This is a genomic window from Halobacterium sp. KA-6 (assembly GCF_021029015.1).
Classification (GTDB): Archaea; Halobacteriota; Halobacteria; order Halobacteriales; family Halobacteriaceae; genus Halobacterium.
In genome coordinates this window covers 218,121-245,068 of the sequence record NZ_JAJJZH010000001.1, presented here as the reverse complement: position 1 = coordinate 245,068, position 26,948 = coordinate 218,121, and the positions used below count along the sequence as shown (strand labels likewise).

At 68.4% G+C, this 26,948-nt stretch carries 31 protein-coding genes; 19 read left to right on the top strand and 12 right to left on the bottom strand.

Annotation, left to right across the window (positions count from 1 at the left end; genetic code table 11):
* The first annotated feature begins 22 nt into the window (after positions 1-22).
* From pyk to LPA46_RS01410, 5 genes are all read left to right on the top strand, one after another.
* Positions 23-1,756: a pyruvate kinase gene (gene pyk, locus LPA46_RS01430; RefSeq protein WP_230891051.1), complete on the top strand. Its 1,734-nt coding sequence runs from the start codon at positions 23-25 to the stop codon at positions 1,754-1,756.
* A 48-nt stretch (positions 1,757-1,804) separates the two neighbouring features.
* A complete protein-coding gene (locus tag LPA46_RS01425; RefSeq protein WP_230887753.1) occupies positions 1,805-1,975 on the top strand; it encodes a DUF7312 domain-containing protein in 171 nt (56 codons plus the stop codon).
* A 250-nt stretch (positions 1,976-2,225) separates the two neighbouring features.
* Positions 2,226-2,747, top strand: coding sequence for an NfeD family protein (locus LPA46_RS01420; protein WP_230891050.1), 522 nt, complete (start codon positions 2,226-2,228; stop codon positions 2,745-2,747).
* A 72-nt stretch (positions 2,748-2,819) separates the two neighbouring features.
* Positions 2,820-3,971 carry an SPFH domain-containing protein gene (locus tag LPA46_RS01415; RefSeq protein ID WP_230891049.1) on the top strand — a complete coding sequence of 384 codons (1,152 nt, stop codon included), beginning with the start codon at positions 2,820-2,822 and terminating at the stop codon, positions 3,969-3,971.
* 67 nt (positions 3,972-4,038) lie between these two features.
* Positions 4,039-4,647, top strand: a complete 609-nt coding sequence (locus tag LPA46_RS01410; RefSeq protein WP_230891048.1) for a winged helix-turn-helix transcriptional regulator — start codon at positions 4,039-4,041, stop codon at positions 4,645-4,647.
* A gap of 175 nt (positions 4,648-4,822) precedes the next feature.
* On the opposite strand, the gene LPA46_RS01405 is transcribed toward LPA46_RS01410, so the two are convergent.
* Positions 4,823-5,062, bottom strand: a complete 240-nt coding sequence (locus LPA46_RS01405) for a DUF7123 family protein (RefSeq protein WP_230887757.1) — start codon at positions 5,060-5,062, stop codon at positions 4,823-4,825.
* A 192-nt stretch (positions 5,063-5,254) separates the two neighbouring features.
* Between LPA46_RS01405 and LPA46_RS01400 the strand changes: the two genes are divergently transcribed.
* Entirely contained in the window at positions 5,255-7,090 is a 1,836-nt protein-coding gene (locus tag LPA46_RS01400; RefSeq protein WP_230891047.1) for a flippase-like domain-containing protein, read from the top strand.
* On the opposite strand, the gene LPA46_RS01395 is transcribed toward LPA46_RS01400, so the two are convergent.
* Both LPA46_RS01395 and LPA46_RS01390 read right to left on the bottom strand, forming a co-directional pair.
* A complete protein-coding gene (locus LPA46_RS01395; RefSeq protein ID WP_230891046.1) occupies positions 7,091-7,591 on the bottom strand; it encodes a DUF84 family protein in 501 nt (166 codons plus the stop codon).
* A 24-nt stretch (positions 7,592-7,615) separates the two neighbouring features.
* Positions 7,616-8,332 carry a cobalamin-binding protein gene (locus tag LPA46_RS01390; RefSeq protein ID WP_230891045.1) on the bottom strand — a complete coding sequence of 239 codons (717 nt, stop codon included), beginning with the start codon at positions 8,330-8,332 and terminating at the stop codon, positions 7,616-7,618.
* Between the two features lie 135 nt (positions 8,333-8,467).
* Between LPA46_RS01390 and LPA46_RS01385 the strand changes: the two genes are divergently transcribed.
* The 3 genes from LPA46_RS01385 (at position 8,468) to LPA46_RS01375 (ending at position 10,988) form a co-directional block, all read left to right on the top strand.
* Positions 8,468-9,421: a transcription initiation factor IIB gene (locus tag LPA46_RS01385; RefSeq protein ID WP_059055800.1), complete on the top strand. Its 954-nt coding sequence runs from the start codon at positions 8,468-8,470 to the stop codon at positions 9,419-9,421.
* 388 nt (positions 9,422-9,809) lie between these two features.
* Positions 9,810-10,484, top strand: a complete 675-nt coding sequence (locus LPA46_RS01380) for a type I 3-dehydroquinate dehydratase (protein WP_230891044.1) — start codon at positions 9,810-9,812, stop codon at positions 10,482-10,484.
* Positions 10,485-10,532: 48 nt separating this feature from the next.
* On the top strand, positions 10,533-10,988 hold the full coding sequence (locus LPA46_RS01375; protein ID WP_230891043.1) for a zinc ribbon domain-containing protein: 456 nt from the start codon (positions 10,533-10,535) through the stop codon (positions 10,986-10,988).
* Positions 10,989-11,002: 14 nt separating this feature from the next.
* Here the strand turns inward: LPA46_RS01375 and LPA46_RS01370 are convergent, their stop codons facing one another.
* Positions 11,003-12,169, bottom strand: coding sequence for a 3-dehydroquinate synthase II (locus tag LPA46_RS01370; RefSeq protein WP_230891042.1), 1,167 nt, complete (start codon positions 12,167-12,169; stop codon positions 11,003-11,005).
* Positions 12,170-12,282: 113 nt separating this feature from the next.
* On the opposite strand from LPA46_RS01370, the gene LPA46_RS01365 reads away from it, so the two are divergent.
* Positions 12,283-12,582 (top strand): hypothetical protein, encoded by a 300-nt coding sequence (locus tag LPA46_RS01365; RefSeq protein WP_230891041.1) that lies wholly within the window; start codon positions 12,283-12,285, stop codon positions 12,580-12,582.
* 24 nt (positions 12,583-12,606) lie between these two features.
* Here the strand turns inward: LPA46_RS01365 and LPA46_RS01360 are convergent, their stop codons facing one another.
* Genes LPA46_RS01360 through trpC form a run of 4 tightly spaced genes read right to left on the bottom strand, consistent with a single transcriptional unit; the run spans position 12,607 to position 16,312 of the window.
* The gene (locus tag LPA46_RS01360) at positions 12,607-13,401 is read right to left on the bottom strand and encodes a 2-amino-3,7-dideoxy-D-threo-hept-6-ulosonate synthase (RefSeq protein WP_230887765.1); all 795 of its coding nucleotides are present in this window, start codon (positions 13,399-13,401) and stop codon (positions 12,607-12,609) included.
* Positions 13,402-13,425: 24 nt separating this feature from the next.
* A complete protein-coding gene (trpA, locus tag LPA46_RS01355; protein WP_230891040.1) occupies positions 13,426-14,256 on the bottom strand; it encodes a tryptophan synthase subunit alpha in 831 nt (276 codons plus the stop codon).
* Positions 14,253-15,560, bottom strand: coding sequence for a tryptophan synthase subunit beta (trpB, locus tag LPA46_RS01350; protein WP_230891039.1), 1,308 nt, complete (start codon positions 15,558-15,560; stop codon positions 14,253-14,255). The genes trpA and trpB overlap by 4 nt, the downstream gene beginning before the upstream one ends.
* On the bottom strand, positions 15,557-16,312 hold the full coding sequence (gene trpC / locus LPA46_RS01345; protein ID WP_230891038.1) for an indole-3-glycerol phosphate synthase: 756 nt from the start codon (positions 16,310-16,312) through the stop codon (positions 15,557-15,559). Before trpC ends, trpB begins: the two co-directional genes overlap by 4 nt.
* Positions 16,313-16,426: 114 nt before the next feature.
* Here trpC and LPA46_RS01340 point away from each other — a divergent pair, with 114 nt between their 5' ends.
* On the top strand, positions 16,427-16,882 hold the full coding sequence (locus LPA46_RS01340) for an MGMT family protein (protein WP_230891037.1): 456 nt from the start codon (positions 16,427-16,429) through the stop codon (positions 16,880-16,882).
* Here the strand turns inward: LPA46_RS01340 and LPA46_RS01335 are convergent, their stop codons facing one another.
* Both LPA46_RS01335 and lonB read right to left on the bottom strand, forming a co-directional pair.
* Positions 16,883-17,548: a CPBP family intramembrane glutamic endopeptidase gene (locus LPA46_RS01335; RefSeq protein WP_230891036.1), complete on the bottom strand. Its 666-nt coding sequence runs from the start codon at positions 17,546-17,548 to the stop codon at positions 16,883-16,885.
* Between the two features lie 151 nt (positions 17,549-17,699).
* Entirely contained in the window at positions 17,700-19,781 is a 2,082-nt protein-coding gene (lonB, locus tag LPA46_RS01330; protein ID WP_230887771.1) for an ATP-dependent protease LonB, read from the bottom strand.
* Positions 19,782-19,987: 206 nt separating this feature from the next.
* Here lonB and LPA46_RS01325 point away from each other — a divergent pair, with 206 nt between their 5' ends.
* The 4 genes from LPA46_RS01325 to LPA46_RS01310 all read left to right on the top strand — a co-directional run bounded on the left by LPA46_RS01325 (position 19,988) and on the right by LPA46_RS01310 (position 22,539).
* Positions 19,988-20,515 (top strand): nicotinamide-nucleotide adenylyltransferase, encoded by a 528-nt coding sequence (locus LPA46_RS01325; RefSeq protein ID WP_230891035.1) that lies wholly within the window; start codon positions 19,988-19,990, stop codon positions 20,513-20,515.
* Between the two features lie 30 nt (positions 20,516-20,545).
* Entirely contained in the window at positions 20,546-21,301 is a 756-nt protein-coding gene (locus LPA46_RS01320; RefSeq protein WP_230891034.1) for an SAM hydrolase/SAM-dependent halogenase family protein, read from the top strand.
* Between the two features lie 45 nt (positions 21,302-21,346).
* Positions 21,347-22,165, top strand: coding sequence for an amidohydrolase family protein (locus LPA46_RS01315; protein ID WP_230887774.1), 819 nt, complete (start codon positions 21,347-21,349; stop codon positions 22,163-22,165).
* Between the two features lie 74 nt (positions 22,166-22,239).
* Positions 22,240-22,539 carry a DUF4242 domain-containing protein gene (locus LPA46_RS01310; protein ID WP_230891033.1) on the top strand — a complete coding sequence of 100 codons (300 nt, stop codon included), beginning with the start codon at positions 22,240-22,242 and terminating at the stop codon, positions 22,537-22,539.
* Between the two features lie 37 nt (positions 22,540-22,576).
* On the opposite strand, the gene LPA46_RS01305 is transcribed toward LPA46_RS01310, so the two are convergent.
* Positions 22,577-23,497, bottom strand: coding sequence for a glycosyltransferase family 2 protein (locus LPA46_RS01305; RefSeq protein ID WP_230891032.1), 921 nt, complete (start codon positions 23,495-23,497; stop codon positions 22,577-22,579).
* 88 nt (positions 23,498-23,585) lie between these two features.
* The gene (locus LPA46_RS01300; RefSeq protein ID WP_230891031.1) at positions 23,586-24,290 is read right to left on the bottom strand and encodes a class I SAM-dependent methyltransferase; all 705 of its coding nucleotides are present in this window, start codon (positions 24,288-24,290) and stop codon (positions 23,586-23,588) included.
* Positions 24,291-24,490: 200 nt separating this feature from the next.
* On the opposite strand from LPA46_RS01300, the gene LPA46_RS01295 reads away from it, so the two are divergent.
* The 4 genes from LPA46_RS01295 (at position 24,491) to LPA46_RS01280 (ending at position 26,944) form a co-directional block, all read left to right on the top strand.
* Positions 24,491-24,760 (top strand): MarR family transcriptional regulator, encoded by a 270-nt coding sequence (locus LPA46_RS01295; protein WP_230891030.1) that lies wholly within the window; start codon positions 24,491-24,493, stop codon positions 24,758-24,760.
* A gap of 37 nt (positions 24,761-24,797) precedes the next feature.
* Entirely contained in the window at positions 24,798-25,571 is a 774-nt protein-coding gene (locus LPA46_RS01290; RefSeq protein WP_230891029.1) for an MBL fold metallo-hydrolase, read from the top strand.
* 242 nt (positions 25,572-25,813) lie between these two features.
* Entirely contained in the window at positions 25,814-26,464 is a 651-nt protein-coding gene (locus tag LPA46_RS01285; RefSeq protein ID WP_230891028.1) for a YkgJ family cysteine cluster protein, read from the top strand.
* A 75-nt stretch (positions 26,465-26,539) separates the two neighbouring features.
* Entirely contained in the window at positions 26,540-26,944 is a 405-nt protein-coding gene (locus LPA46_RS01280; protein WP_230891027.1) for a TRAM domain-containing protein, read from the top strand.
* Positions 26,945-26,948: the final 4 nt, after the last annotated feature.

The following is a 26,948-nucleotide window of genomic DNA, read 5'->3' as shown; positions in this document are numbered from 1 at the left end:
GGCGGCGTCGTAGCCGCGGCGTATGAGAAACGCGAAAATCGTCTGTACGCTGGGACCGGCGACAGACGACGAGTCGTCGATACGGTCGCTGGTGGAGGCGGGGATGTCGGTCGCGCGCATCAACGCGAGCCACGGCAACCTCGACGACCGCCGCGACCTGATTGGGACGGCGCGGCGGGTCGACGAGCTGACCGAGAAACCAGTCGCCGTCATGCTGGACACGAAGGGGCCGGAGGTCCGGACGGCCGAGACCGACGAACCAGTTCACATCGAGACCGGGGGACTGGTGGACTTCGTACCGGGCAGCGAGACGACGGGCGAGACCATCGGCCTCTCGACGAGCGTCGCGGCGGCCGAACCCGGGGACCGCGTGCTGCTGGACGACGGCCGCATCGAGACCGTCGTCGAGGACGTCGAGGGCGACGTCGTCACCGCACGCGTGGAGTCCGGCGGCGAACTCGGCAGCCGGAAGGGTGTGAACGTCCCGGGCGTCGACCTCGACCTCGACGTGGTCACGGAGAAGGACCGCCGCGACCTCGAACTCGCGGCCGAGGAAGAGGTCGACTACGTCGCCGCGAGCTTCGTGCGGGACGCCGACGACGTCCTCGAAGTCGAGCGCGTGCTCGAATCGTTCGGCGCCGACGTGCCCGTGGTCGCGAAAATCGAGCGCGCGGGTGCCGTCGACAACCTCGACAGCATCGTGGAAGCCGCCGACGGGGTGATGGTCGCGCGCGGTGACCTCGGCGTGGAGTGCCCGATGGAGGACGTGCCGATGATTCAGAAGCGCATCATCAGGAAGTGCCGGGACGCCGGCGTCCCCGTCATCACCGCGACGGAGATGCTCGACTCGATGGTGCACGCGCGCCGGCCGACGCGCGCCGAGGCCAGCGACGTCGCGAACGCCGTTCTCGACGGTACGGACGCCGTGATGCTGTCCGCCGAGACCGCGGTCGGCGACAACCCGACGCGCGTCGTGGAGACGATGGACCGCATCGTGCGCGAAGTCGAATCCAGCGGCGAGTACGCCGAACTGCAGGAGCAACGCGTCCCGACCGCGGACGGCACGGCGAAGACCGACGCGCTCGCGCGGTCGGCGCGCTACCTCGCCCGCGACATCGACGCGAGCGCGGTCGTCGTCGCCTCCGAATCCGGCTACACCGCGCGGAAGGCTGCGAAGTTCCGCCCGCGCGTCCCGGTCGTCTGTGCGACGCCCTCCCACCGCGTGCGCCGCGAACTCGCGCTCAACTGGGGCGTCCACGCCGAGTACGCCGCAGTCGCGGAGGGCGACGCGACGACGGTCGTCGAGCACGCGGTCCAGTCGGCGGTCGACTCGGGCATCGTCGACAGCGGCGACACCGTGGTCGTCCTCGTCGGCATGATGACCGACCTCGAAGGCGCGAGCACGACGAACACGCTGAAAGTCCACGTCGCCGCGGAGACGCTGACGGTCGGCCAGTCCGTCGTGAAGGGGCGCATCACCGCGCCCGTCGCGGTGCTCGACGACGGCGACCTCTCCAATGTCCCCGAGCGCGCGGTGGTCGTGCTCGGCCCGGACTTCGACGACGAGTTCCACGGCGACCTCTCGAAGATTGTAGGCATCGTGAGCGCCCAGTCCGGGATGACCGGCTACCCCGCGATGGTCGCGCGCGAACTCGACGTGCCGATGGTCGGGGACGCCGACCTCGACGACATCGCGGACGGCGACACCGTCACCGTGGACGGCGAACGCGGCGTCGTCTACGCCGGCGAGTCCTGAACCCATCGAACCCGCGAGTTTTTCCACGTCGATAGAGTAGAAGCGAGTATGTCAGAGAACGACGAGCGCGCGTGGCGCTACGAGGTCGACGAAGTCGGCCCCGACGCCGAACCCGACGTGCGAGCCATCGAACCCGGGTCGCCGAACCCGGAGAACGTCGCGTTCTTCCTGCTCGGCGTCGCCGCCATGGTCGGCGTGCTCGCGCTCCTGCTGTTCTGAAAGGGCGACCTGTTTCGGAGTAGTCACGCGGCTCGCGCATCGCTTCGCTCCGCGCTCACTCTGACGTGGCCTCGCTACGCTCGGCCACGCGGCTCGCGGGTCACTCCACTCGCGGCTTACTTCGTTCCCCGCTCGCCGTTCTGTGCCTTCCCTGCGGTCGGGCACACGCTCCGCGTTCGCTCTGACGTGGCCTCGCTGCGGCCGACCACGCGGGTAAACGGTTTTCCCGCCGCGCGCCTAACTCCCGGGTATGGCCGAACTGTTCGGACAGTCGCTGTCGTTCCTGCTCGTCCTCGCCGGGACGGCGCTGTGCATCATGGAGGCGCTCGCGCCGGGTGCACACCTCATCGTCCTCGGCGTCGCGCTCCTGGCCGCCGGCCTCATCGGGCTGTTCGTGCCGGCTGCGGCGACGCCGTTCGTGCTCGCGGGCCTCGTGCTCGGCATCGGGCTGATTTCGCTCTACCTGTACCGCAACTACGACATCTACCAGGGGACGGGGCGCGGCCAGACGCTGGATTCGGAGGACCTCCGCGGGAAGCGCGGCTACGTCCTCGAAGAGGTGACACCGCGCTCGGGTCGCGTGAAACTCGAATCCGGCGGGTTCAACCCGACGTACGGCGCGCGCAGCATCTCGGGCACCATCGAGGAGGACACGGAAGTCATGGTCGTCGACCCCGGCGGCGGCAACATCCTCACCGTGGAAGCCGTCGACGGGGCCGACGACATCGACCGGGAACTCGACCGGGACCGCGGCGACACCGAAAGCGCCTGATTCTGCGGGGCGGCGGTCGCTCGCGGCGCGAAGCGTACCAACACTTATTGTCCGCTCGCCGAACGTTCACACATGGAATTGACCCCGCTACAGACGGGCGGCGCAGTGATACCAGCAGTCGGACTGCTGTTGTTGCTGCTGTTGGCCGTCGTCGTCTACGAGACCGTCGAAATCGTGGACGCCTACGAGAAGAAAGCGCTCACGGTGTTCGGGGAGTACCGCGGCCTCCTCGAACCCGGTATCAACATCGTGCCGCCGTTCGTCGCGCGCACGTACCCCTTCGACATGCGCACGCAGACCATCGACGTACCCCGGCAGGAAGCCATCACCCGCGACAACTCGCCGGTGACCGCCGACGCCGTCGTGTACATCCGCGTGCGGGACGCCAAGCGGGCGTTCCTCGAAGTCGACCACTACAAGACCGCCGTCTCGAACCTCGCGCAGACGACGCTGCGCGCGGTGCTGGGCGACATGGAACTGGACGACACGCTGAACAAGCGCCAGGAAATCAACGCGCGAATCCGCACGGAACTGGACGAACCAACCGACGAGTGGGGGATTCGCGTCGAGAGCGTGGAGGTACGGGAAGTCAACCCCTCCCAGGAGGTCCAGAAGGCGATGGAGCAACAGACCAGCGCCGAGCGTCGCCGCCGCGCGATGATTCTCGAAGCGCAGGGGGAACGGCAGTCCGCCATCGAGAACGCGCAGGGTGACAAGCAGTCGAACATCATCCGCGCACAGGGGGAGAAGCAGTCCCAGATTCTGGAAGCGCAGGGTGACGCCATCTCCACCGTGCTGCGCGCGAAGTCCGCCGAGTCGATGGGCGAGCGCGCCATCATCGAGAAGGGCATGGAGACGCTGGAGGGCATCGGCGACGGCGAGTCGAACACGTTCATCCTCCCGCAGGAGGTCACCAGCCTCGTCGGCCGGTACGGCAAGCACCTCGCCGGCAGCGACGTGGCCGGCGGCGGCACCGAACTCGACAGCCTCGAATTCGACGCCGAGACCCGCGAACTCATCGGCCTCGACAACATCGACGAGATTCTCAATCAGATTAGCGAGGAAGCCGACATCGACCCCGAGAAGCTCGAAGAGCAGGCCGAGGCCGTCCAGCGCGGCGAGGACGCCGGTCTGACGTCGACCGACGAGGTCATCGAGGAGATGGACCAGGAACTCGATACGGGCGACAGCGCCCCCAGCGGTGACGACGAGAAGGACGCGTAACGCGTCGGCGCTGGCGTGCTATCCGGTACCGAACGTTTTTCTCGGGTGACCGCTTACGACCACGTAGATGGGTATCGACGAGGACAAGCGCTCGACGCTCCGCCGGTTCGCCGCCGTGGGCGCAGCGAGCCCGCTGACGCGACTCGCCGGCGGTGACGACGACGGCGAGGGCGGCGACAGCGACGTCCGCGACGCCATCACGGGCTACGTGACGGCGACGCCGGGCGCGCACTTCTCGAAACTCCGGGACGACCTCCAACTGGGGACCGGAGAGACCCAACACCACCTCCGACGGCTGCTGGAGGAGGCCGCCGTCGAGAGCGAGCGCGACGGCGACTACAAGCGCTTCTTCCCCGCAGAGCGGTTCTCACCGTTCGAGAAGCGCGCGCTCGGCTACCTCCGCCGGGAGACGCCGCGCGGGATGGTCGTCGAACTCCTCCGGAATCCGGACGCGACCGCCAGCGACCTCGCGGAGTCGCTGGACGTGTCGCCGGCAACGGTGAGCAAGTACGCCGCGCAACTGGAGGACGCGGGCGTGCTCTCGCGGGCGGACGGCTACGCCGTCGAGCGCCCGGAGACGCTCATCACGTTGCTCGTTCGGTACGCCGACTCCTTCGACGCGAACGCCGCCGAGTTCGCCGGCGAGGCCGCCGACCTTCTCTCCTACGAACCCTGACTGCGAGTCGAATCGTGTGCTCGTGTCCCGACCCGTAGCGGCCGCTCCGTAGCAGAAAACGAGTGCAGCCCGAGTGGGACTGCGACAGACACTGGATTCCCGGCAGGGCCGGGGAGAACGCGAATCCCGCGCGGGTGGATGACGAGTCCGCGCGGGCCGAACCGTCAGACGGCGGTCAGGCCTCGACCTTCCACGTCGTCGAGGAGGAGTACCCCCAGCGCTCGACGTCGATGTCGAACTCGCCGGCCTCGATGGCAGGCATGTTGGCGCCGACCTCCTTCGCGGAGAGGTCGAGCTCGTCGCCGATGAGCCGCGACTTGAAGTACGTGCGGTCGTCGGCGTGGTCGCGGAGGTAGTCGAGGATGCGACGCTGCTTCGGGGTGAGTGCCTGACTCGCCGCGGCTGTCGCGCTCATACCAGTACAGTGGCACGGCCACCCCAAGAGGGGTTTGGTACGTGTGGTAAATCGGCCGCTGTCTTGCGGTTTTGGTGTGCTCCGTGCCGGGGGTGATGGCCCGGAGCGGGCGTATTGGTAGGCGCGGTTAACACCGCGTTGCGCGCCCCGAGGCAGAAAGTTCTTACCCGGTCACGGCCGAATTCTCGGATAATGACAGCGTCGAGCGTCGAAGTGAGCGTCGTCCTCCCCGCCTACAACGAGGCCGACACCATCGAGCGGACGGTCCGGACGACGCTCTCGACGCTCGACGCCTTCCTCCCCGCCGGCAGCTACGAGGTCATCGTCGCGGAGGACGGCTGCGAGGACGAGACGCCCGAAATCGCCTCGCGGCTCGCCGCAGAAGACGACCGCGTCCGCCACTTCCACAGCGACGAACGGCTGGGCCGCGGTGGCGCGCTGAACGCCGCGTTCCGGGCGGCGGACGGGGACACGCTGGCGTACTTCGACACGGACCTCGCGACGGACATGCGCCACCTCGAAGAACTAATCGAGAGCGTGCGCTCCGGGGACGCGGACGTCGCGACGGGCTCGCGGTGGATTCCCGGCGAGCAGGCCGACCGTCCCGCCAAGCGCGGCATCCCCTCGCGGGGGTTCAACCTCGCCGTGCGGACGCTGCTGGGCTCGGACCTGCGCGACCACCAGTGCGGCTTCAAGGCGTTCAGCCGCGAGGCCTTCGAGAGCCTCGTCGACGAGGTCGAGGACGAGCACTGGTTCTGGGACACGGAGATGCTGGTGCGCGCCCAGCGCCGCGGGTTCACGGTCGCGGAGTTCCCCGTCGACTGGACGCCGAAGGGCGACTCGAAAGTCGACCTGGTGCGGGACGTCTTCGGGATGGGCAGCCAGATTCTGCGCTGCTTCTGGGAATTCAACGTGAGCCCGTACGCGAACCGCCGCACGGGCACCGTCGTCGGCGTGCTGCTCTCGGTGCTGGCGTTCGCGCTGATGTTCGTCTACATCGACGTCGGCGCATTCGTGGACGCCGTACAGGACGCGGACCCCGCGCTGGTCGCGGCGGGCGCGGTCGTCTACCTGACGTCGTGGCCGCTGCGCGGCCTGCGCTACCGCGACATCCTCGCGGAGTTGGGCTACCGCGAGAACACGTGGTTCCTGATGGGTGCGGTGTTCATCAGCCAGACCGGAAACCTCGTGATACCTGCACGTGTTGGTGACGCCATCCGCGCGTACGTCGTGAAAGCGCGGCGCAACATCCCGTACACGACGGGGTTCGCGTCGCTGACCGTCGAGCGCGTCTTCGACCTGCTCACCATCGCGGTGCTTGCGGGCAGCGTACTGGTCGCGCTGGCGGCGTTCGCACCCGAGACGGTCGCCGAACTCGCGGCGACCGCGGCGGGAGAAGGGCTAGGCGGGGACGAGTCAGAGGCGTTCCAGCAGGCCGTCGTCGTGGCTTCCGCGGTGGGCGTGCTCGCGCTCGCCGCGGTCGTCGCCATCGTCTGGTCGGCGCGCTCGGATACCAACTACGTGCGACGGGTCGTCGAGTGGGCCAGCGACGACTCCTATACGGAGATGGTGGCGAGCGTCTTCGAGCAGTTCGTCGGCGACATCCAGCGGGTCGCCGCGGACGGCCGCGCGTTCGCGCGCATCGGCGGGACGAGCGTACTCATCTGGGCCATCGACGTCGCCACTGCCCTATTAATTTTCCTCGCGTTCGGCTTCGACGTCGCGCTCGTGAGCCTGCTCGCGGTCGGCTTCTTCGCCGTCAGCATCGGCAACCTCGCGAAAGTCATCCCGGGACCGCCGGGCGGTATCGGCATCTACGAGGCGGCGTTCGCGGCCATCGTCTGGACGTTGCTTCCCGTCCCATTCGAGTCTGCGCTCAGTGTCGCCATCGTCGACCACGTCGTGAAGAACGTCGTGACTGTCGCGGGCGGCGCCGTGTCGATGACCTGGCTGGACGTCTCCCTGACGGAAGCCGTCGAGGGCGACGAGGCGGACCTCTCGGCGGACGCCGCTGCCGTCGAGGAGTAGTCAGTAGTAGTCGGTGACGAACGGCCCGAGCGCGCCAGCGACCGCCGTTCGCAGCGCTTCCGTTCGGTTCGTGATGCCACCAGTCAGCACGCCCGCCGCACCCTGGTTCTCCGCGACACCCGAGGTGTCCAGCAGGTCGTCCATCACGGGGCCGAGTTCCGTGCCGTCGTGCAGCCGTGCGGCCACGTCGTCCGGGAGGCGCATCCGGGGCCCACCGCCGATTTCGACGCGTTCGCCGTCGCTCGCGGCCGCCCACATGATGAGGAAGAGGTCGTCATCGCGTTCTGCAACTCCTCCTTCGAGACCGACACCGAGGTCGTACTCGCCAGCGTCGAGCGCGCGCTCCGCACGGTTCTGCGCGCCCTCGATAGTTTCGTCGTCGCCCCACGGCTGTTCGGGGACGCCGCTGGCGACGCTGACCGATTCGACTGTCGCGTCCGGGAGTGCGGCCGCGACCGCGTCACGCTTCACCGGGTTCCCGGAGCCGACTGCGACTCGCATACCGGGAATCCGAGGGCCCGCGCCTTAGTCGCCGCGGATTCGCGCGGCGAGCATTTCGAGGCCGTCGAGCAGTCGGGGGCTCGGTTGGTTGAGGAGGCTGTCGTCGATAACGTGGACGTCGGCGTCGAACGTCCAGCCGCGGCCCGCGAAGTCCGGGTCGACGCTGTCGCCCTTCCCGCAGACGTGGACGACGGCGTGCTCGGGGTCGGCGGCCTCGACCGCGCTCGCTTCGACCTCGCGGGAGCGCTCGCCGGCATCCACGAACGGATAGCGGCCGCCCGCGGCTTCCACCACGTCGGGTACCCAGTTTCCGGCAGCCATCGGCGGGTCCGACCACTCCTCGCAGTAGACGACCGGGCCGTCTTCCGGTGCGGTTTCCCGGATTTCTCGGACGCGCTCGCGGCTCTCGGCTCCCAATTCGATTCCTGTGTCGGGGAGGCCGACGGCGTCACCGATTTCCGCGAACGACGAGAGGACGTCGTCGAGCGTCGCTGGCTCGACGTGGTGGACGTCGAAGCCGCGGTCGCGGAAGTCGTCCCGGACGTCGCGCTGGAGGGCGTCGCTGGTGAGAACGATATCCGGGTCGAGGTCGGCCACCGTCTCGAAGTCGGGGTTCAGCCAGCCGCCGACGACGGGGGCGTCGATATCTCTGGAATGTGCGGTAACGCCGACGAGCCGGTCGCTGCCGCCGAGGGCGGCGACAGTGGCTGTGGCGCTCGGTGCGAGCGAGACGACGCGCATGCCCGTGGGTTCGTTCCCCGTGGTAAAAACCGACGCGATTGGGTCTCCCCTCGTCGGAATAGCGCAACGGTTAAGTGTGTTTTGTCCCAACCGATTGGCTACGACTCACCCGGGTTTTCCGGTGATTTCACGCTAATGACAGATGCACGCATGCGCTCCCGAGAGCAGGAGCGCACGGACGAAGAAGAGACGACGGACGGCTGCCCGGAGTGTGGCGGTCTCGTCGTCCAGGACGAAGAGCACGGCGAGTCGGTCTGCGCCGACTGCGGCCTCGTGGTCGAGGAGGACGGCATCGACCGCGGGCCCGAGTGGCGCGCGTTCGACTCCAAAGAGAAAGACGAGAAATCCCGCGTCGGCGCCCCCACCACGAACACGATGCACGACAAGGGGCTGTCGACGAACATCGACTGGCGCGACAAGGACGCGTACGGCAACTCACTGTCCTCGAACCAGCGCCAGAAGATGCAGCGCCTCCGCAAGTGGAACGAGCGCTTCCGCACCCGCGACGCCAAAGAGCGCAACCTCAAGCAGGCGCTCGGCGAAATCGACCGCATGGCCTCCGCGCTCGGCCTCCCGGACAACGTCCGCGAGACCGCCTCGGTCATCTACCGCCGCGCGCTCGAGGACGACCTGCTGCCCGGCCGCTCCATCGAGGGCGTCGCGACCTCCTGCGTGTACGCCGCCGCCCGACAGGCCGGCGTCCCGCGCAGCCTCGACGAGATTGCGGACGTCTCCCGCGTCGAGAAGTCCGAAATCGCGCGCACGTACCGCTACGTCGTCCGCGAACTCGGTCTGGAAGTCGCGCCCGCCGACCCCGAGAGCTACGTCCCGCGGTTCGCCTCGTCGCTGGAGCTCTCCGACGAGTCCGCCCACCGCGCCCGCGAACTCCTCAAGACCGCGAAGGACAAGGGCGTCCACTCCGGGAAGAGCCCGGTCGGCCTCGCCGCGGCCGCGGTGTACGCCGCCGCGCTGCTGACCAACGAGAAGACCACGCAGGCGAAGGTCTCGGAGGTCGCGGACATCTCCGAGGTCACCATCCGCAACCGCTACCACGAGCTGCTCGAAGCCGAAGACACGATTCCGGTCTAACCGGCTCCGTTCCGACCGTAGCGCCGCTTTTCCGCGCTTTCCGAGACGACAGCCGCGCGTCTCCCGGCTTCCCAACCGGTCGCAGGGGCGGAAGACGAACGCAGTGAGTCTTCCGGGACTGAAAGGGGCGGCGGGCTCGCGCTTGCTTGGTCGTCTCGCGGGCCTCTATCTGCAAGCGTAGCGAGCAGATATGTCCGCGAGCGACCGCGAATGCGTTGCCGACCGGAGGGAGGCCACGGAAATCGCGAACGGGGAGCGTAGCGACCCGTGAGCGAGCCCGCCGGGGCTTTCGAGGAGGTAGAGGCGTGAAGTAGTTCGTCGAAGAAAGACGGCGAATCTCGCCCAGGACTCCGAAACCGTATTGCGGGCGGCCCGCACAGGACACCCCATGGACTTCGAGGAGTTCGTGTTGGCGGCGCCCGTCTCCGACCTCGGGGACGAGCCGGCCGCCCGCGAGCACGCCGACGCCGTCGAGTTCCGGATGGACCTCGCCGACGACCCGTTGCCGGGGCTCGACGACTACGACGGCGAGCTCCCGATTATCGCGACGAATCGCGCCGAGTGGGAGGGCGGCGAGGCGGGCGAGGACGGCCGCATCGACGCGCTCGCGGAGGCCGCGCGCACCGACTGCGTAGACGCCATCGACGTCGAACTCGCGGCGCTCACGGAGGAGGACGGCGACGGCGTGGAGGCGCTGGCGGCCGCGCGAGCCGAGGACACCGCGGCCATCGTCTCCGTCCACGACTTCGAGGGGACGCCCGAGATGGGCGTGCTCGCGGAGTTGCTGGGCGAAGCGTGCTCGCTGGGGGACGTCGGGAAGCTCGCAGTCACCGCCGAGGGCAACGGGGACGCGCTGGACCTGCTGCGCGTCACCCACGAGTTCAGCGCGGTGGACGCGCCCGTCGCCACGATGGCGATGGGGGAGGCAGGCCGGCACACGCGTGCGGTCGCGCCGCTGTACGGCTCCCGCATCGGGTACGCGCCCGCCGACCCCGAGAACGCGACCGCGCCCGGCCAGTACGACGCCGCGACGCTGCGTACGCTCGTGGACAACCTCCAGTAGTCGCCGTTCGGTGGCTTTAGGAGCGCGCGGCCCCGAGTCCCGGTAACTGTGGTCAATCGACGCGGCGTCATCGCGGCGGTACTCGGTTTCGTCTACCCCGGCCTCGGACACGTCTACCTGCGGCGCTGGGTACGCGCCGTCTCGTGGTTCGTGCTCGCGCTCGTGACGGCCGCGCTGGTCGTCCCCGAGTCGGCGTACCAGGCGTTCCAGACCGACGGCTTCGCGGGCCTCGTGGAGGCCAGCGAGAGCTTCGGGCTGGAAGTGACGCTCAGCCTGCTGGTGATTCGCGTGCTGAACGTCGTCGACGCGTACCTCGTCGCGGTGCGGGACACGGCGAACGAGGTCGCCGAGCGCGTGCCGACGCCCGGCGGGGCCGACGCGGACGCTGCTGGCGAACCAGTCGAATGTCCGGAGTGCGGCAAAGAACTCGACAGCGACCTCGACTTCTGTCCGTGGTGTACGACGCGCTTCGACACCGCGACCGACGACGCCGAATCCGCGTAGCGGCCGACGGCTCCTTACTGTTCGATGATGCGCTCGTCGATGGCTTCGCCGAAGTGGCGACCGCCCTCTTCGAGGTAGGCCAGAATCTCGTCGCCCTCGTCGAGGTCCGTGACGGCGGTGCGGCCCTCGCGCGTGGAGACTTTGATGGTCTCGGCGTTCTGGAGCAGCGTCTCGATGCGGTCGCCGGACTCGGTCTCGGCTTCGACGCGGAACATCGGGCGCTTCTCGATTTTCGCGCGGCCGACCACCGCGGTCCGCGTGTGGCCCTCGCGGTCGACGACCTGCACTTCGTCGCCACTGGAGAGTTCCGCGAGGTACTTCGTGCCGCCGTCCGGCGTCCGGACGTAGGCGTGGACGGCCCCCGCGTTCACACGGAACGGGCGGGACGCGACGTACGGCGACTCCGCGGTCTCGGCGTGCACGAAGAACAGCCCGCGGGACATCGACCCGACGAGCATCCCCTCGTCGTCCTCCATGAGGGTGCCCGTGTCGACGCAGACGCGGTCCGCGCTCCCGGCTTCCTCGATTTCCGTGACGGTGACCCACGCGAGATCGAGGCGCTCGCGCTCGGCGGCGTCCCGAGCCTGCACGGTGCGGCGAATCTCGTCCGGGTCGTCGCTGTCCAGTAGCACGGCGTCAGCGCCGATGTCCAGCGTCTCGAAGGCGGTCTCGGCTTCTGCCGCGGATTCGACGCCCGCGACGAGCGTGGTCTCGTCGCCGATGCGCGCGATGAGGTTCTCCAGCGGGATGATGGTCCAGTCCTCGCCGACGACGATGGTGTGTTCGGCGTCCTGAGCGGCTTCCTCGGCGAACGCCTCGTAGCGCTCGTCGAGGATGCGGACGTAGGCGGCGTCGGCGTTGCCGCGGCGAATCGTGGAGAGGTCCGCGCTCCCCGAGAAGTCCTCCGGCAGGTCGACGGTGCCGTCGCCCTCGCCGTCCTTCCCGACGACGTACGCGTCGGGCTCGGCGGGCTCCTCGCTGTCGGCCTCCTCGATGACGTCGCCGTCGTCCGTGCGGAACGCCGCGACGTTCACCGAGCCGAGTTCGCGGACGCGCTCGACGTCCTCGTCGTCGACGAGCACCCAGTCGACGCCGGCCTCCAGGCCGGTCGTGATGCGTCGCTTGCGCGTCTCCCAGTCACCGACAGTGTCGTCGGCCTTCAGCCAGACGGACCGTGTCATTAGGCAGATGGAGACGTGGTGCGGCCTTGAACGTACCGGAGCAACGCGTACTTGCTGGCGGCGCGTGTGCCGGAATGACACGATTTATACTGCTGAACTACCGAGGTCGTGGTATGGCAACGAGTGGACAGGGCCGCATCATGGGCGAGCGCGTGCCGTTCGCGCTCGACGCCGCCGAGTCCCTCAGCTGGGACCTCGGCTCCGAGCTCGTCGACCGGAAACCCGAGTGCGCGCACCTCGAACGCGCGGGCGGCGGCTCGCTGACCGCGTTCGAGGCGACCGACCACACGGTCGTCGTGCGGGTGCGGACGGCCGTCGGCCGCAAGAAGTTCTACGGGCTGGCCGCCACGGAGTTCCGGAGCGCGCTCGACACGCTCCCGGGCGCGTGGGAACTCGCGTACGCCGACGTCTGAGAAGAGAAAACGACGGACGACGGGTCAGGCTTCGATGGGGAGGCCGGCCTCGCGGAGCGCTTCGTCGGGCGTGGCGTCCTCGTGGACCACGGCGGCGATGGCGGCGGTCATCGCTCCGGGGTCGTCGTGCTGGAAGACAGTGCGACCAGTCGAGACGCCCGCAGCGCCGGCGTCGATCGCGTCGCGGATGTCCTGGAGGGTCTCGCGGTCGCCGTCGGGGCTGCCGCCGGCGATGATGACCGGTTTGCTCGTGGACTCGACGACGCGCTCGAAGCTCTCGCGGCTCCCCGAGTAGGCGGTTTTCACGACGTCCGCGCCGAGTTCCTCGGCGAGTCGGACGGCGTGGCCGAGGCTCTCGGCGTCGTGTTCGTCGACGCCCGGGCCGCGGGCGTACGCCATCGCGAGCACGGGCATCCCGAGGTCCTGGGCGTCGTCGACGACTTCCGCGAGCTGCGTAATCTGGTCCGGTTCGTGGTCGCTGCCGACGTTGATGTGGAAGGAGACGGCGTCTGCGCCCGCGCGGACGGCTTCCTCGACGGTGCCGGTGAAGCGTTTGTCGTTGGAGTCCGGCCCGATAGACGTAGAGGCGTTGAGGTGGACGATGTAGCCGGCGTCGTTCTTGTTCCCGTGGACGCGGGGGGCGATGCCTTTCTGGGTGAGCACGGCGTCAGCGCCGTTGCTCGTGACGGCGTCGATGGTGGATTCGATGTCGACGAGGCCGTCTACCGCGCCGAGTGTGATTCCGTGGTCCATCGGGATGGTGACGAATCGGCCATCCCGGCCGATGCGGTCGAGTCGCGCTGTCTTCCCTGGTGTCATTGGTAGTGAGTAGCAAACGGTCGGCTATTTGCGTTCCGGTTCGGGCAGACCCTTCCGCGCCCCCGCCTTCAGTTCCGCGGCGAGCGCTTCGAGGCGGTCGGCGACCTCCTCGGTCGGCAGGTCGTTCTCCACGCCGTCGGCGATGATGTCGACGTACGCGCTCCCGACGATGACGCCGTCGGCACCGCTCGCGACGACCTCGCGGGCCTGCTCGCCCGACGAGATGCCGAACCCGACGGCCTTCGGGACGTCGGCGTCCTGCAGGCGTTCGAGCGCCTCGGGCGTGTTCTCGCTGACCTCGTCGCGGGCGCCGGTCGTGCCGAGCCGCCCCTGCACGTAGACGAACCCCGTGGTTCGGTCGAGCATGGATTCGAGGCGCTCGGGCGTCGTCGTCGGCGCGACGATGAATATCAGGTCGAGGCCGTGCTCGCGGCACGCCTCGTACATCGGCTCGGACTCGTTCACGGGGAGGTCCGGCACGACGAACCCGGAGATGCCAGCGTCCGCCGCTGCCGCTACGAATTCCTCGGGACCTGCCTCTTCGCCGTATTGGTAGATGAGGTTGTAGTACGTCATGCAGACGACGGGCACGTCCACATCCAACTCCCGCACGAGGTCGAGGTAGGCCTCCGGCGTCATCCCGGCCTCCAGGGCGCGCTTGATGGCGTTCTGAATCGTGGTGCCCTCCGCGACCGGCTCCGAGAACGGCAGGCCGAGTTCGACGACATCGGTGCCGCCGTCGACGAGTGCTTCGACGTACTCCTTCGTGGCGTCCGCGCTCGGGTCACCCGCGGCGACGTAGGAGACGAGCGCGGGGCCGTCCTCGAACGCGGCACGAATCTCGCTACGGGTCACTCCTCGAACACCTCCATCGTGGGCGCGCCGGCGATGTCGCGCGCGGCGGACTCCTCGATGACCGTGTCGAGGTCCTTGTCGCCGCGCCCGGAGACGTTCACGACGACCGGGCCGTCACCCTCGTACTCCTCAAGGTAGGCAACGGCGTGGCTCGACTCGAGCGCGGGGATGATGCCCTCCTCGCGGGAGAGGCGGTGGAACGCTTCGAGCGCGGCGTCGTCGTCGACATTCACGGGATCGACGCGGCCCTCGTCGACGAGGTACGCCAGTTCCGGGCCGACGCCCGCGTAGTCGAGGCCCGCGCTCACGGAGTGGGACTCGACGATTTGGCCCTCCTCCGTCTGGAGGAGTTTCGTGCGCGCGCCGTGGAGCACGCCCTCAGTTCCGGTCGAGAGGCTCGCGGAGTTCGGCGCGTACCCTTCCGCTTTGTCCACGCCGAGGCTGGAGCCGCCCGCTTCGACGGCGAGCAGGTCCACGTCCGGCGCGGATTCCTGCGCCCCCTCCGGCGCCCCTGCGAGCCGGGCGCTGCCGACGAACGAGGCGAACGCGCCCATCGTGTTCGACCCGCCGCCCGCGCACGCGACGACGGCTTCGGGGAGTTGGCCGAGCTGGTCCCGGGACTGCTCGCGCATCTCCTCGCTGATGACCGACTGGAAGTCCCGGACCATCGCCGGGAACGGGTGCGGCCCCACCACGGAACCGATGACGTAGTGGGTGTCCTCGACGTTCGTCGCCCAGTCGCGCATCGTCTCGTTGATTGCTTCCTTCAGCGTTCCCGAGCCGACGTCGACGGGGTTAACTTCGGCGTCGTGGATGCGCATCCGGAAAACGTTCGGGCGCTGGCGGTTGACGTCCGTGCGGCCCATGTAAATCTCGCAGGGCATGTCGAGGTACGCACACGCCATCGCGGTCGCGGTGCCGTGCTGGCCCGCGCCGGTCTCGGCGACGATGCGCTCCTTGCCCATGTACTTCGCGAGCAACACCTGCCCGAGCGCGTTGTTGAGTTTGTGCGCGCCGCCGTGCAGGAGGTCCTCGCGCTTGAGGTAGACGTCGAAGCCGTAGCGCTCCGAGAGGTTCTCGGCGTGCGAGAGGGGCGTCGGCCGCCCGCCGAACTCCCGGATGCGCTGGCGGAAGTCGTCCACGAAGTCGTCCTCGTTCTCGAGGACGTAGCGCTCGTAGGCGTCCGCGAGTTCCTCGACCGCCGGCATCAGGACCTCGGGGACGTACTGGCCGCCGTACTCCCCGAACTTCCCGGCCCGCGTCTCCGACTGTGCGCCCGTCGTTCGCTTGGATTCCTCGCTCATGCGTTCACTAGCGTCTCTGTGTTCTCGGTTACGTCGCCGTCCATGATGGCGCTTCCGACGAGCAGACCGTCGGCGCCCGCCTCGCGCATCCGCCGGACGTCCGCGGGCGAACTCACGCCGCTCTCCGCAATCAGCGTCACGTCGTTGGGGGCATGGGGTGCGACCGTCTCGAACGTCGAGAGGTCGACCTCCAGTTTCGCGAGGTCGCGGTTGTTCACGCCGATGATGTCCGCGCCCGCTTCGACTGCGCGGTCGAGTTCGTCGCGGTCGTGGACCTCCACGAGCGCCTGGAAACCGCGCTCGCGGGCCGCGTCCAGCATCGGTTCGAGGTCGTCGCCGAGGAAGCGCGCGATGAGCAGGACGACGTCGGCTTCGACGGCGTCCAGTTGCGCCTCCCGCAGCAGGAAGTCCTTCCGGAGCACGGGCACGTCGACGGCGTCCCGAATCGCGCGCAGGTTCTCGGGGCTGCCGCCGAAGTGCTCGGGTTCGGTGAGCACGGAGAGCGCGGCGGCGCCGCCGGCGACCATCTGCTCGGCGAGGTCGACGGGGTCGTCGTGGCGCTCGCCCTCCGTGGTGGGACTGGTCGGCTTCACTTCCGCAATCGTGGGCACGCGCCCGTCCGCCTCGGCGGCCGCGAACGCGTCCGGGAGCGACCGCGGGGACACCGACACCCGTCCGCCGTCCGGTTCGCGCTCGCGGGCCGCGTCCAGGATGGACTGCACCGCCGGCGCGAGCCCGTCACTCTCGTCCATTATTGTGCATTAATGCACTAGTTTGTACATAAGTCTTGCGTCAGTACGCACGTCGTATCTGCCCGACTCACCGGTGGGCGAACGTACAAGGCCGTGTCGCCCGTGGACGCACACATGGCTGCGGCCGGTATCTACGCACGCGAGTCGTCGTATCTCGACAGAGCCGTCCAACTCGGCGTCGCGGGCGACCGCGTCATCAGCGTCTCCTTCCCCGAGAGCGCGCCCGCGGACGCCGACCCCGACCACCCGCTGCTCGACCGCGTCGAGGCGTACTTCGAGGGGAGCGAGGACGACTTCGACGACGTCGAGGTCGGCCTGACCGTCCCGACGAAACACCGCGAAGTCCTCGAAGCCGTCCGGAACATCCCGTACGGCGAGCACGTCACAGTCAAGCGCGTGCTCTCGATGGTTCCCGACACGGACCCCGAGGACAGCGACGCCCGCGAGACCGCGCGCGCCGCGCTCGCGAGCAATCCCGTCCCGCTGTTCGTCCCCGACCACCGCGTCCGCGACGGCCCGAGCGGCGCGCCACCCGGAGTCGCGGACCGGCTCCGCGCGCTCGAATCCTGACTACCGCGCGTGCGCCGCGAACTCCGCGGCGTTCACGACGTAGTGCGCGACGAACACCGCGAGGAGGCTGCCGGTGAGGACGTAGGCGGCAGCGAGCGCGAACCCCAGTAGCGTCGTGACGACGACGCCAGTCGCGCCCTGCGCGGTGTGCGCCGTCCCGAACGCGACGCTGGATGCGGCCGCGAGCACCCACGGCGACACGCCGAACCCCGTCGTGAACGCGCCGACGAGAATCCCGCGGAACAACAGTTCCTCGAAGCCCGCGACGACGGGCAGCGCGACGAAGAACAGAATCAGCCAGCCACCGCGCGACTCGGGCGTCAGCGTCTCCCGGAGTTCCTCGTCGTAGCCCAGCCCGGCCGAGTCGAGTACGTGCATCGCGGCCTCGTTTCCAAGCGCTAGCACGAGCCCCACGACCACGCCGACTGCGACGAGGTCAGCGGAGACTGCGACGCCCAGCGAGCCGAGTGGAATCCGCGCGAGCCACACCGCGACCACGAGGAGCGCGCCGACGACCGCCTGCGAGAGCGTCGTCTGCAGCAGCAACTCGCCCGCCGTGAAGTCCTCGGTTCCCTCGCCGACGACGCCCGCCGACGCTCGCGTGAGCGCGACGAGCCCAGCGGTCACCAGCAGCGCGAACGCCGCGAACGCGACCCAGTACGCCATCACGTCGGCGCACGCGGGACGCGCGTAGAAAAGTGGCGGTCACAAAGCGATGAGCATACGCGCGGCGAAGCCGCGCGTTTCACTGCGCGAACGGAGCGAGCGCAGGGAGTTTTTAGCGTAGATTTTTGCGACCCGACGAAGTAAAAAGGTACTATTGCGGACTCGGCGAGCCGCTCGTCGTACCGGACTCCGTCTGGCCTTCGAGGGCCTTGCCGGTGATGGACTTCAGGCGGTCGACCAGCGAGTCCTTCTCGGGTTCGCCGACGAGCGCGACGTCGAGGACCTCGCTGATGTGCGAGACCGGGATGATCTCGATCTGGTCCTTGTACTCGTCCTCGATCATCACGTCCTGTTCGTTCGCCTTCGGGATGATGACGCGCTTGCAGCCCGCCTTCGCGGCGGCCTCGATTTTGTGCGTGACGCCACCGACCGGCAGCACGTCCCCGCGGACGGAGAGGCTGCCAGTCATCGCGAGGTCCTGCGCGATGGGGATGTCCTCCAGCGCGCTGATGACCGCGGTCGCGACCGTGATGGAGGCGGAGTCGCCGTCGACGCCGCCCTCGCCAGCCTGGACGAACTGGATGTGCACGTCCTTCTCGGACATGTTCTCGTCGCTGAATTTCTTGATGATGGCGGAGACGTTCTCGACTGCCTCCTCGGCCATCTCCTTGAGCTGGCCGGTCGCGTAGATGCGACCCTCCTCCTGGCTCTGCGCGGGCGTGATTTCCGCCATCACGGGCAGCATGATGCCGGAGTCGCCGCCCATGACCGCGAGGCCGTTCACGCGGCCGACAGCCTCCTCCTGGGAGGTGCCGAGCTCGTAGTCCTTGCGGCGCTCGATGTAGTTGTCCACGAACTGCTGTTCGATGGACCGCGAGCGCTTCTTCGCCTGCAGCACGTCGTCGCGCGTGGTGAGTTCGTGGTCCTTCGAACTCGCGATGTCGCCGGCGACCCGCACGAGCCCACCGAGGTCACGCAGTTCGAGCGTGAGGTGGTCCTTGCGACCGGCGCGGCGCTTCGCTTCGAGGATAATCTCCCGGACCGCGTCGTCGTCGAAGTGCGGGAGCTGGCCGTCGCGTTCGACCTCCTGAGCGACGAAGCGCGCGAACTTCCGGCGCATCTCCGGGGTGTCCTCGATGGTGTCGTCCATGTACACCTCGTACCCGTACCCGCGAACGCGGGAACGGAGCGCGGGGTGCATGTTCTCCATCGCGTCCATGTTCCCGGACGCGACCATGATGAAGTCACACGGGACGGGTTCGGTCTGGACCATCGCACCGGAACTGCGTTCGGACTGCCCGGTGATGGAGAACTCGCCCTCCTGAATCGCCGTCATCAGCTTCTGCTGGCTGCGGACGTCGAGCGTGTTGATTTCGTCGATGAACAGCACGCCCTTGTGCGCCTTCTGGATGGCACCGGCCTCGACGCGCTCGTGGCTCGGCGTCCCCATGCCGCCAGACTGGAACGGGTCGTGGCGGACGTCGCCGAGCAGCGCGCCGGCGTGGGCACCTGTTGCGTCCTCGAACGGCGCGGTCTGGCTGTCGGCGTTGTTGATGAGGAGCTTGGGCACCATCGCGTCGCCGCCGCGGTCGGTGTAGCGGAACGCCAGATAGATGACACCGGCCGCGAGCACGCCCAGCAGCGGCTGGTGGGCGATGAGGAGCGCGTAGCCCACGACGAGCAGGATGATAATCCACATGAGGAACGACCGCATCTGGTTGCGTTTGCGGGCTTCCTCCTGGTGGGCTTCGACAATCTGTTCGCCCTTCCCGGCGGGGACGGTCCGGACCTTCGGCTCGTTGGAGTCGTCCGGGTTGTTGTAGACGAGAACGTCCTGTAGACTCTCCTTCGGGAGGAGGTGGCTCATCGCCTTCGCGAGCATCGACTTCCCCGTCCCCGGGGAGCCGATCATCATCACGTGGCGGTGCTGTTTGGCCGCGCGCAGGATGATGTCGCGGGCCTCGGACTGGCCGATGACCTGGTCGACCAGCCGTTCGGGCACCTCGATGGCCGAGGTGTCCGGGATTTCGAGGCCGCCAAGCAGGTCGTCCTCGGCGTTGTCCTCGTTGATAGAGACGTCGCCTTCCACGCCGACCTCGCTGCCGAGGTCCTCGAGGTCGTCGAGGGGTTCGGCAGGTTCGGGCGTCGACTCCTCGCCCTCTTCGGGGGCGTCGGGGGCGTCGACGTCGGGGTCCTCGTGGTGGGGCTCGTCTTCGGTCGATTCGTTGCTCATAGAAGTGGTTTCGACACGTGAAACCAAGGACGGGCGACTGATATACTTTCTCCCTCGAAAGAACGCGTAACCGGCCGTATTACCCGGTTTCGGGCCTTCAGGCGCCCGAACAGGATTTCGCCGACCGGCACTAGCGGGGCCGAACCGTCGGTTGCGGCGAACTCGCCATTCTTATAGGCGCTGACGGGGTGTTTCGAGGTGAGGAAATGACCCGCGGGTTCTACATCGGTCGCTTCCAGCCGTACCACAACGGCCACCACCGCGTCGTCGAGCAGATTGCCACCGAGGTCGACGAACTCGTCGTCGGCATCGGGAGCGCCGGCGACTCCCACACCACGCGGAACCCGTTTACCGCGGGCGAGCGCATCATGATGATTACGAAGTCCCTCGTGGACTTCGACCTCGTGACGTACGCGGTCCCCATCGAGGACCTCGATCGGAACGCGGTCTGGGTGAGCCACGTCCAGTCGATGAGCCCGAACTTCGACGTGGCGTACTCGAACAACCCGCTCGTCATCCGGCTGTTCGACGAGGCCGGCATCGAGGTCCGGCAGTCACCGATGTTCGAGCGCGACGTGCTCGAGGGGACCGAGATTCGTCGCCGGATGGCTGAGGACGGCGACTGGCGCGAACTCGTCCCGAAGCCGGTCGCTGACGTCATCGACGAAATCGACGGCATCGACCGCATCCGGAAGGTCAGCGACACGGACGCGGGCGACAGCCCCGCCGAGTAGTTTTCAACGACGGCGCCGTAACCGCGACGTATGATAACGCTGAGTTCCGACTTCGGCTCGCCGTACCCGGCGGCGATGAAGGGTGTCGTCCTCCAGTCGACGGACGCGCGCCTCGTCGACGTCGCACACGACTTCCCGCGGCAGAACGTGCGCGCGACGGCGTTCTGGCTGCGCGAGGTGCTGCCCTACTTCCCGCCAGCAGTCCACCTAGTCGTCGTCGACCCGGGCGTCGGCACCGACCGAAAGGCCGTGGTCGTCCGCGCGGGCCGCCATGCCATCGTCGCGCCGGACAACGGCGTCGCGATTCCCGCGGCGCGACGACTCGCCGAGGACGTAGAAGTGTTCGAAATCGCGGTCGAGAATCCCGCAAGTTCGACGTTCCACGGCCGGGACGTGTTCGCACCCGCTGCCGCTGACGTCCACGAGCGCGGCGTCGAGGCGTTCGACGACTACCCCGGATACGAGCGCCTCGACGACTACGAGACCGTCGCGTTCCCCGACCCCGACCTCAAGGGCGACGTACTTCGCGGCGAGGTACTCGTCGTGGACGGCTTCGGGAACGCCATCACGAACCTCCCGGGACGCGTCGTCGACGACCGAATCGGTGACTCCGTGCGCGTGAACCGCGACCGCGTGCGCGTCGAACCCTCGTACGCTCACGTCGAGCCCGGCGAGCGCGTCGTGACAGTCGGCAGCCACGGGAACGTCGAGCTCGCCGTGAACCGCGGGCGCGGCGACGACGCGTTCGGCGTCGAACCCGGCAGCCCCGTGGAGCTCTCGCTGTAGGGTGGGCACCGTCACACCGAAATACCCTGCCGGCAACCTACGCGTATGCTCGAACTGGAGCACGGGTTCCGGATTGTGGACCTGCACGCGCGGCTCCACGCCGGCCCGGGGCGCCCAGTCCGGGGCCGCACCATCGACGGCGAGGACCTCGAACGCGAGATGCACCAGGCCGGGGTCGTCCGCTCAGTCGTCTTCCCCGGACCGCGGAAGGGCGAACAGGGCTACCTCCGCGCGAACAACGCGGTCGCCCGGCAGGCCGTCCAGCGGCCGTTCATCGCGTTCGCGCGCATCGACGGCCCGCGCGACCCCGGCGACGGCGCAACCTCCCGCCTGAAGAACCTCCGGTCAAATCGGTCGGACTGGCAGACCTCCCCCGAGGACGTCGAGCAGTACGCCTACGACGACCGCTTCCACGGCTTCAAACTCGACCCGACCCGCGACGGCCTCCCCGAACCAGACGTCCTCGACGTGCTCGACGACGTCGGCCTCCCGGTGCTCGTCCACGGCGGCGAGGGTTTCCCGCCGAGCGCGCTCGAAGCCACGCTGCTCGACCGCGAATTCCCGGTCGTGCTCGCGCACTTCGGCGGCCACCCGCTCGACCGCGACCTGATGCACGAGGCCGTCTCACTGCTCGGCTCCTACGAGGACCTCTACCTGGACACCGCAGCAGTTCGCTACCGCGAACTCCTCGAACACGCCATCGTCGAACACCCCGACCGCGTCGTCTTCGGGAGCGGCGCGCCCGACACCCACCCGAACGTCGCGGTCATGGAGATTCTCACCCTCGACGTCACCGAGGACGCGATGCGGAAGGTACTCGGGAAGAATCCGGTGCGGGTCGTCCCGGGTCTCGACCGAGAGTGACAGGGCTCGCGGATACTTCGCTGGCCGTCCCGACACTAGATTTATGCCGGTCGTTCGTGTATGACGATTGAACTATGTCCGACGGCGAGTTGACTGACTTCCTCATCCTGCGCGAACTGGACGAACCGATTACCGAAGCCGAACTCGCGGCGGCCGGCGAGCAGTCCGGAGACGCGCTCAAAGCGCTCCGGGACGAGGGCGTCGGCATCAGGTGGGTCGACTCGGAAGTGATGACGAACGAAACGGGCGACGTCACGGGGACGTTCTGCCACTACCAGGCCGAAGACGAGGCGGCCGTCCGGGAGCACGGCGAGCGCGCCGGCCTCCCGGTCACGCGCGTCGACCGACGTGGGAAGCCCCTCGACGGCGAGTAAGCAGGAACTGCGGCGAGGGTCGCGAACAGGTCGCCGCCTAGCAGTCGTGGCGGACCATCGTGCGGTCCATGCGCGCGGAGACGCCGTTGGGATTGCGCCGGGGCGTCCGGTCCGCCATCCGCGCGGACATCCCGTCCTGGCTGCCCGTCCAGACGTTCGGGACGACGGCGCTGCCGGCGGCCGCCCACTCCGTGAGTTTCGCGTCGCCGCGGAGCACGTCGCCACCGACCGAGAACGCGTCCCCGACCGCGTACTTCACGATGCGGGCGGCGATGCGCGCGCCGAACCCGTAGTTCTTCACGAGCCGGTACGCCAGCGAGCGGTACTTCAGCCCCCACGCGGTCTCCTCGGCGTCCTCCGGGAGCCGGTGGCGGATGTCGTCTTTCTCCTCGCGGAGCACGACCGCGTCCGCGCCCCAGACGACCTCGCGGTCCATACCCGCGAGCCGGTGGGCGGCGTCCCGCGCGGCCCCGGTCTGGAGGTACTCGTCGAACCCGTCAAGGGCGTCGATGGCGTCGCGGACGAACGCGACGTTGCCGCCGTCGAAGTACGTGACGTGGCGGCCCGCGACCGTCGCGGTTTCGACGGACTCGGTGGTGACGCCGCCCTCGACGCGGTGGTGGACGGGGCCGGTGACCGCGTCCGCGCCGCCGTCAAGTGCGTCCTCGACGGCCTCCACCCAGCCCTCCCGAATCTGGGAGTCCTGGCCGACGAACGCGACGACGTCGCCGTCAGCGGCGGCGATGCCGGCGTTCCGGGAGGCGTTGAGGTTCCGCTCGGAGACTTCCAACAAGAGGTCGGCTGCGTCGTGGTCGCGCACCATCCCGGACGTCCCGTCCACGGACGGACCGTTGACGACCACGACCTCGGCGTCGGGTGCGTGGGCCGCGAGCGCGTCCAGCGACGCAGCGAGCACGTCGCGGCCGTTGAGGGTGGGCACCACTACCGAGAGGTCCATAGCGTACACGAGTCTGCGCGGTGGTAAAAACGTCCCGGGTCGAAACCCGCCGAAATCGTCCGCGAGCTCACACGAACCGCCGGTTTCGTCAGACGCTCGTGTGCCAGTAGGAGACCGACGCGAGCGAGCGGCCGACCGGCGTTTCGCCGATGGCCGTGTCCGCGCGCCGAATCGGGCCGGCAATCCAGTCCGGGACTTTGCGGTAGAACCCGTACGGGACGACGAAGTCGTGTTCGTCCCGCACGAGGTCCAGGCCGGCTTCGTCGACGAGCCCGCGGACCTCGCTGTCGCCGTACAGTCGCGACCCCATCGGGAGCAGCCAGTTGTACAGCGAGCGCGTGCTGAACCGGTTGAACGTGTCGAAGAACACGGTGTCTTTGGAGACGCGAGCCATCTCCGTGAGGAACTTCGCCGGCGTGTCCGCGAGGTGGAAGAATCGCATCGCGAACACGGTGTCGAAGTGGTCGTCCGGGAACGGGAGCCGGCCGGCGTCGCCGCGCATGAAGTCGATGGTGTCGGTGACGTCCGCGCGCTGGGCCTTCTCGCGGCCCTCCTGGAGCATCGGCCCGGAGATGTCCAGCCCCGTGATGTCCGCGCCGCGCTCGGCGAGCATCACGGTGAAGCGGCCGGTCCCACACGCGATTTCGAGGACCCGCTGGTCCTCGACCGGCCCCACCGCGTCGAGGACGGCCTGTTTCTCCCGTCGGTCGATGAGCCGGCCGCCACGGGAGAATCGCTTCTCGTCGTACTCCTCCGCGACCTCCGTGGCCTGGTACCACTCCTGTCCCTTCACGCTTCTCGATTGCACTTCGGAGACGGGTGGTTAAAACCGTACTGGAAAACACGCGACGAACACCGGTACCACGACGTGAACGCGCGCCGCCCCGAGAGAACGACCCCAGGTGGCCCCGCTCGCAGCGCCATTATACGATATAAGGTGTATAGTCCCACGGGTAGACAACCTTTACCTCCCTCAGTATGTGAGGGAGTTCCATGAGCACGTCCGCCACGGAACACGGGTCACTCATTCAGGACGACGAAGAATTCCGCGAGCGCCTCCGCGAGCTCCCGCCGAGCGCGAAACTCGTCGCGAAGGTCCTCGAAATCGACGCGCCGCTCTCGCAGGGCCAGCTCGCCGAGGAGTCCCTGCTCCCGGACCGCACCGTCCGGTACGCCCTCAACCGCCTCGACGACGCGGACCTCGTCGGCTCCCGCTACAGCTTCCAGGACGCCCGCAAGCAAGTGTACTTCCTCGACGACTAACCGCCGGCTTTTCCTCGCAGGTCTCGTCTCTGCACCCGTGATAGCGCGCTACGCCGTTCCAGTCGAAGCGCCGGTTCCCGGTGGCGCGACGAACGCCTACGTCCTCGGCGACGACGAGCACTTGCTCGTCGACCCTGCTGGCCGCACACCTGAACTCGACGACGCCGCCAACGAAGTCGAGCACGTCGCCGTCACGCACACGCACCCTGACCACGTCGACGCCGTTGCCGACTACGCGTCCGAAGCCGACGCGACCGTCTGGGCGCACGCGTCGTTCCCCGAGCGCTTCGCGGACGCAACCGGCGTCGAACCCGACCGACTGTTCCGCCCCGGCGACACCATCGCAGACACCGGCGTCTCCGTGCTGGCGACGCCCGGCCACGCACCCGACCACGTCGCGTTCGTCGCGGACGACGAAGCCGTCACTGGCGACCTCGTATTCGCGGACGGCAGCGTCTTCGTCGGCACGCCGGACGGCGACGTGCGCACGTACCTCGCGTCCCTGCGCCGCCTGCTCGCCCGCGACTTCGACACCCTCTACCCCGGCCACGGCGACCCAATCCGGAATCCCGACGAGCGCATCCGCGAGACGTACTTCCACCGCCGCGACCGCGAGCGCAGCGTCCGTGCGGCCGTCGAGTCCGGGGCCGAGACCGTCGACGAGATTCTCGACGCCGCCTACGAGAAAGCGCTCGGCGACGCCCGCAGCCTCGCCGCGAAGGTCGTCCGCGCACACCTCCAGAAGCTCGCCGTCGAGGGCCACGTCGAGTGGGACGGCGAACGCGCCCGCCCGCCGGCCGACCGGCAGTAGCCAGCGAGCCAACGGTCCGAGCGCCTGAGAACCAACCGGTAGGGCGGGAAATCCGAAAGGGGCCGACCGGTCGGCGAGCGAGAACCCGCAAGCACGCGAGCGAAGCGAGCGCGCGCAGCGCGGTTCGCAGCCGCCGAGCGGGAGGGGGCTTTCGAGGAAGCGTCGACGGGGCCAACGGAGGAGAGTAATGAGTCGATACCTAGCCCGCGAATCTTTTCCGCACTCGCTGCCAACCCACGGCCATGGAGGAGCTCGAAGTCGAACTCGAACGCGCGCGGGACCTCGACGTGTCCGAGTTGGCGGACGCCATCGAGGCCATCGGCTTCGAGTGCACGCGGTGTGGGGCGTGCTGTAAGAGCGAGGACGACGACCCGCACACGGCGACCGTGTTCCCCGACGAAGTCCGGGAACTGGAGGACGCAACAGAGCGCGACTGGCGCGAGATTGCGCGTCCGATGCCGTACGGGCTCGACGAGGACGGCACGGGCGAGACGTTCGAGTGGGCGCTCCAGACCGCTGCCTGCGGGGACTGCACGTTCTACGAGGAGGACGAGGACGGAACCGGAGCGTGCACGGTCCACGACAGCCGGCCGCTCATCTGCGAGACGTACCCGTTCAGCGTCGCGCTCGGTGGGACGAGCCAGCCGATGGGCGAGGCGGTGGACGAATCCGGAATGGTGCGCGCTCACGAGTGCGAGGGACTCGGACGGGACATCTCCCGAGAGGACGCCGAATCGCTGGCGGCAGCCCTGAAGGAACGGGCGGTGCGCGACATCGAGGAAGCCATGGCAGTCCGGGACAACTACGAGCCCGCGAGTCCCGGTCCCGACGAGACGGTCGTGCACGACTCCGAGGGCGCGAAACGCCCGGACGGGACGGCCTACGAGGACTGAACGGGCGGTCGTCGCGTGGCGGGGCCGTGGCAACGATTAAGTCACGGGGCCGACACGCACGAATGGAGGCCCGTCATGGAAATCTCTGACCAACTCCTCTGTCTGTTCAGTGCGGAAGTGACTGTCAAGGACGACGAGTACGTCGTCGAAATCCCGCGGAGCGAAGTCGAAGCCGGCTCCGTCGAACCCGGCGACGTCTACCGCGTCGCGCTCATCTCGCAGGCCGAAGCCGAGACCAGGACCGAGACCGAGACGACGAGCGAGCCCGCCGAGTCCGAACCCCAGCCCCCCGTCGAGGAGGGCGAGATTCGGTACGTCGAAATCGAGGACATCGGCAAGCAGGGCGACGGCATCGCGCGCGTCGAACGCGGCTACGTCATCATCGTACCGGACGCCGAAATCGGCGAGCGCGTGAAAGTCGAAGTGACCGAAGTGAAGTCGAACTTCGCGGTCGGCGAAATCATCGAAGACGAGTACTGAGCGC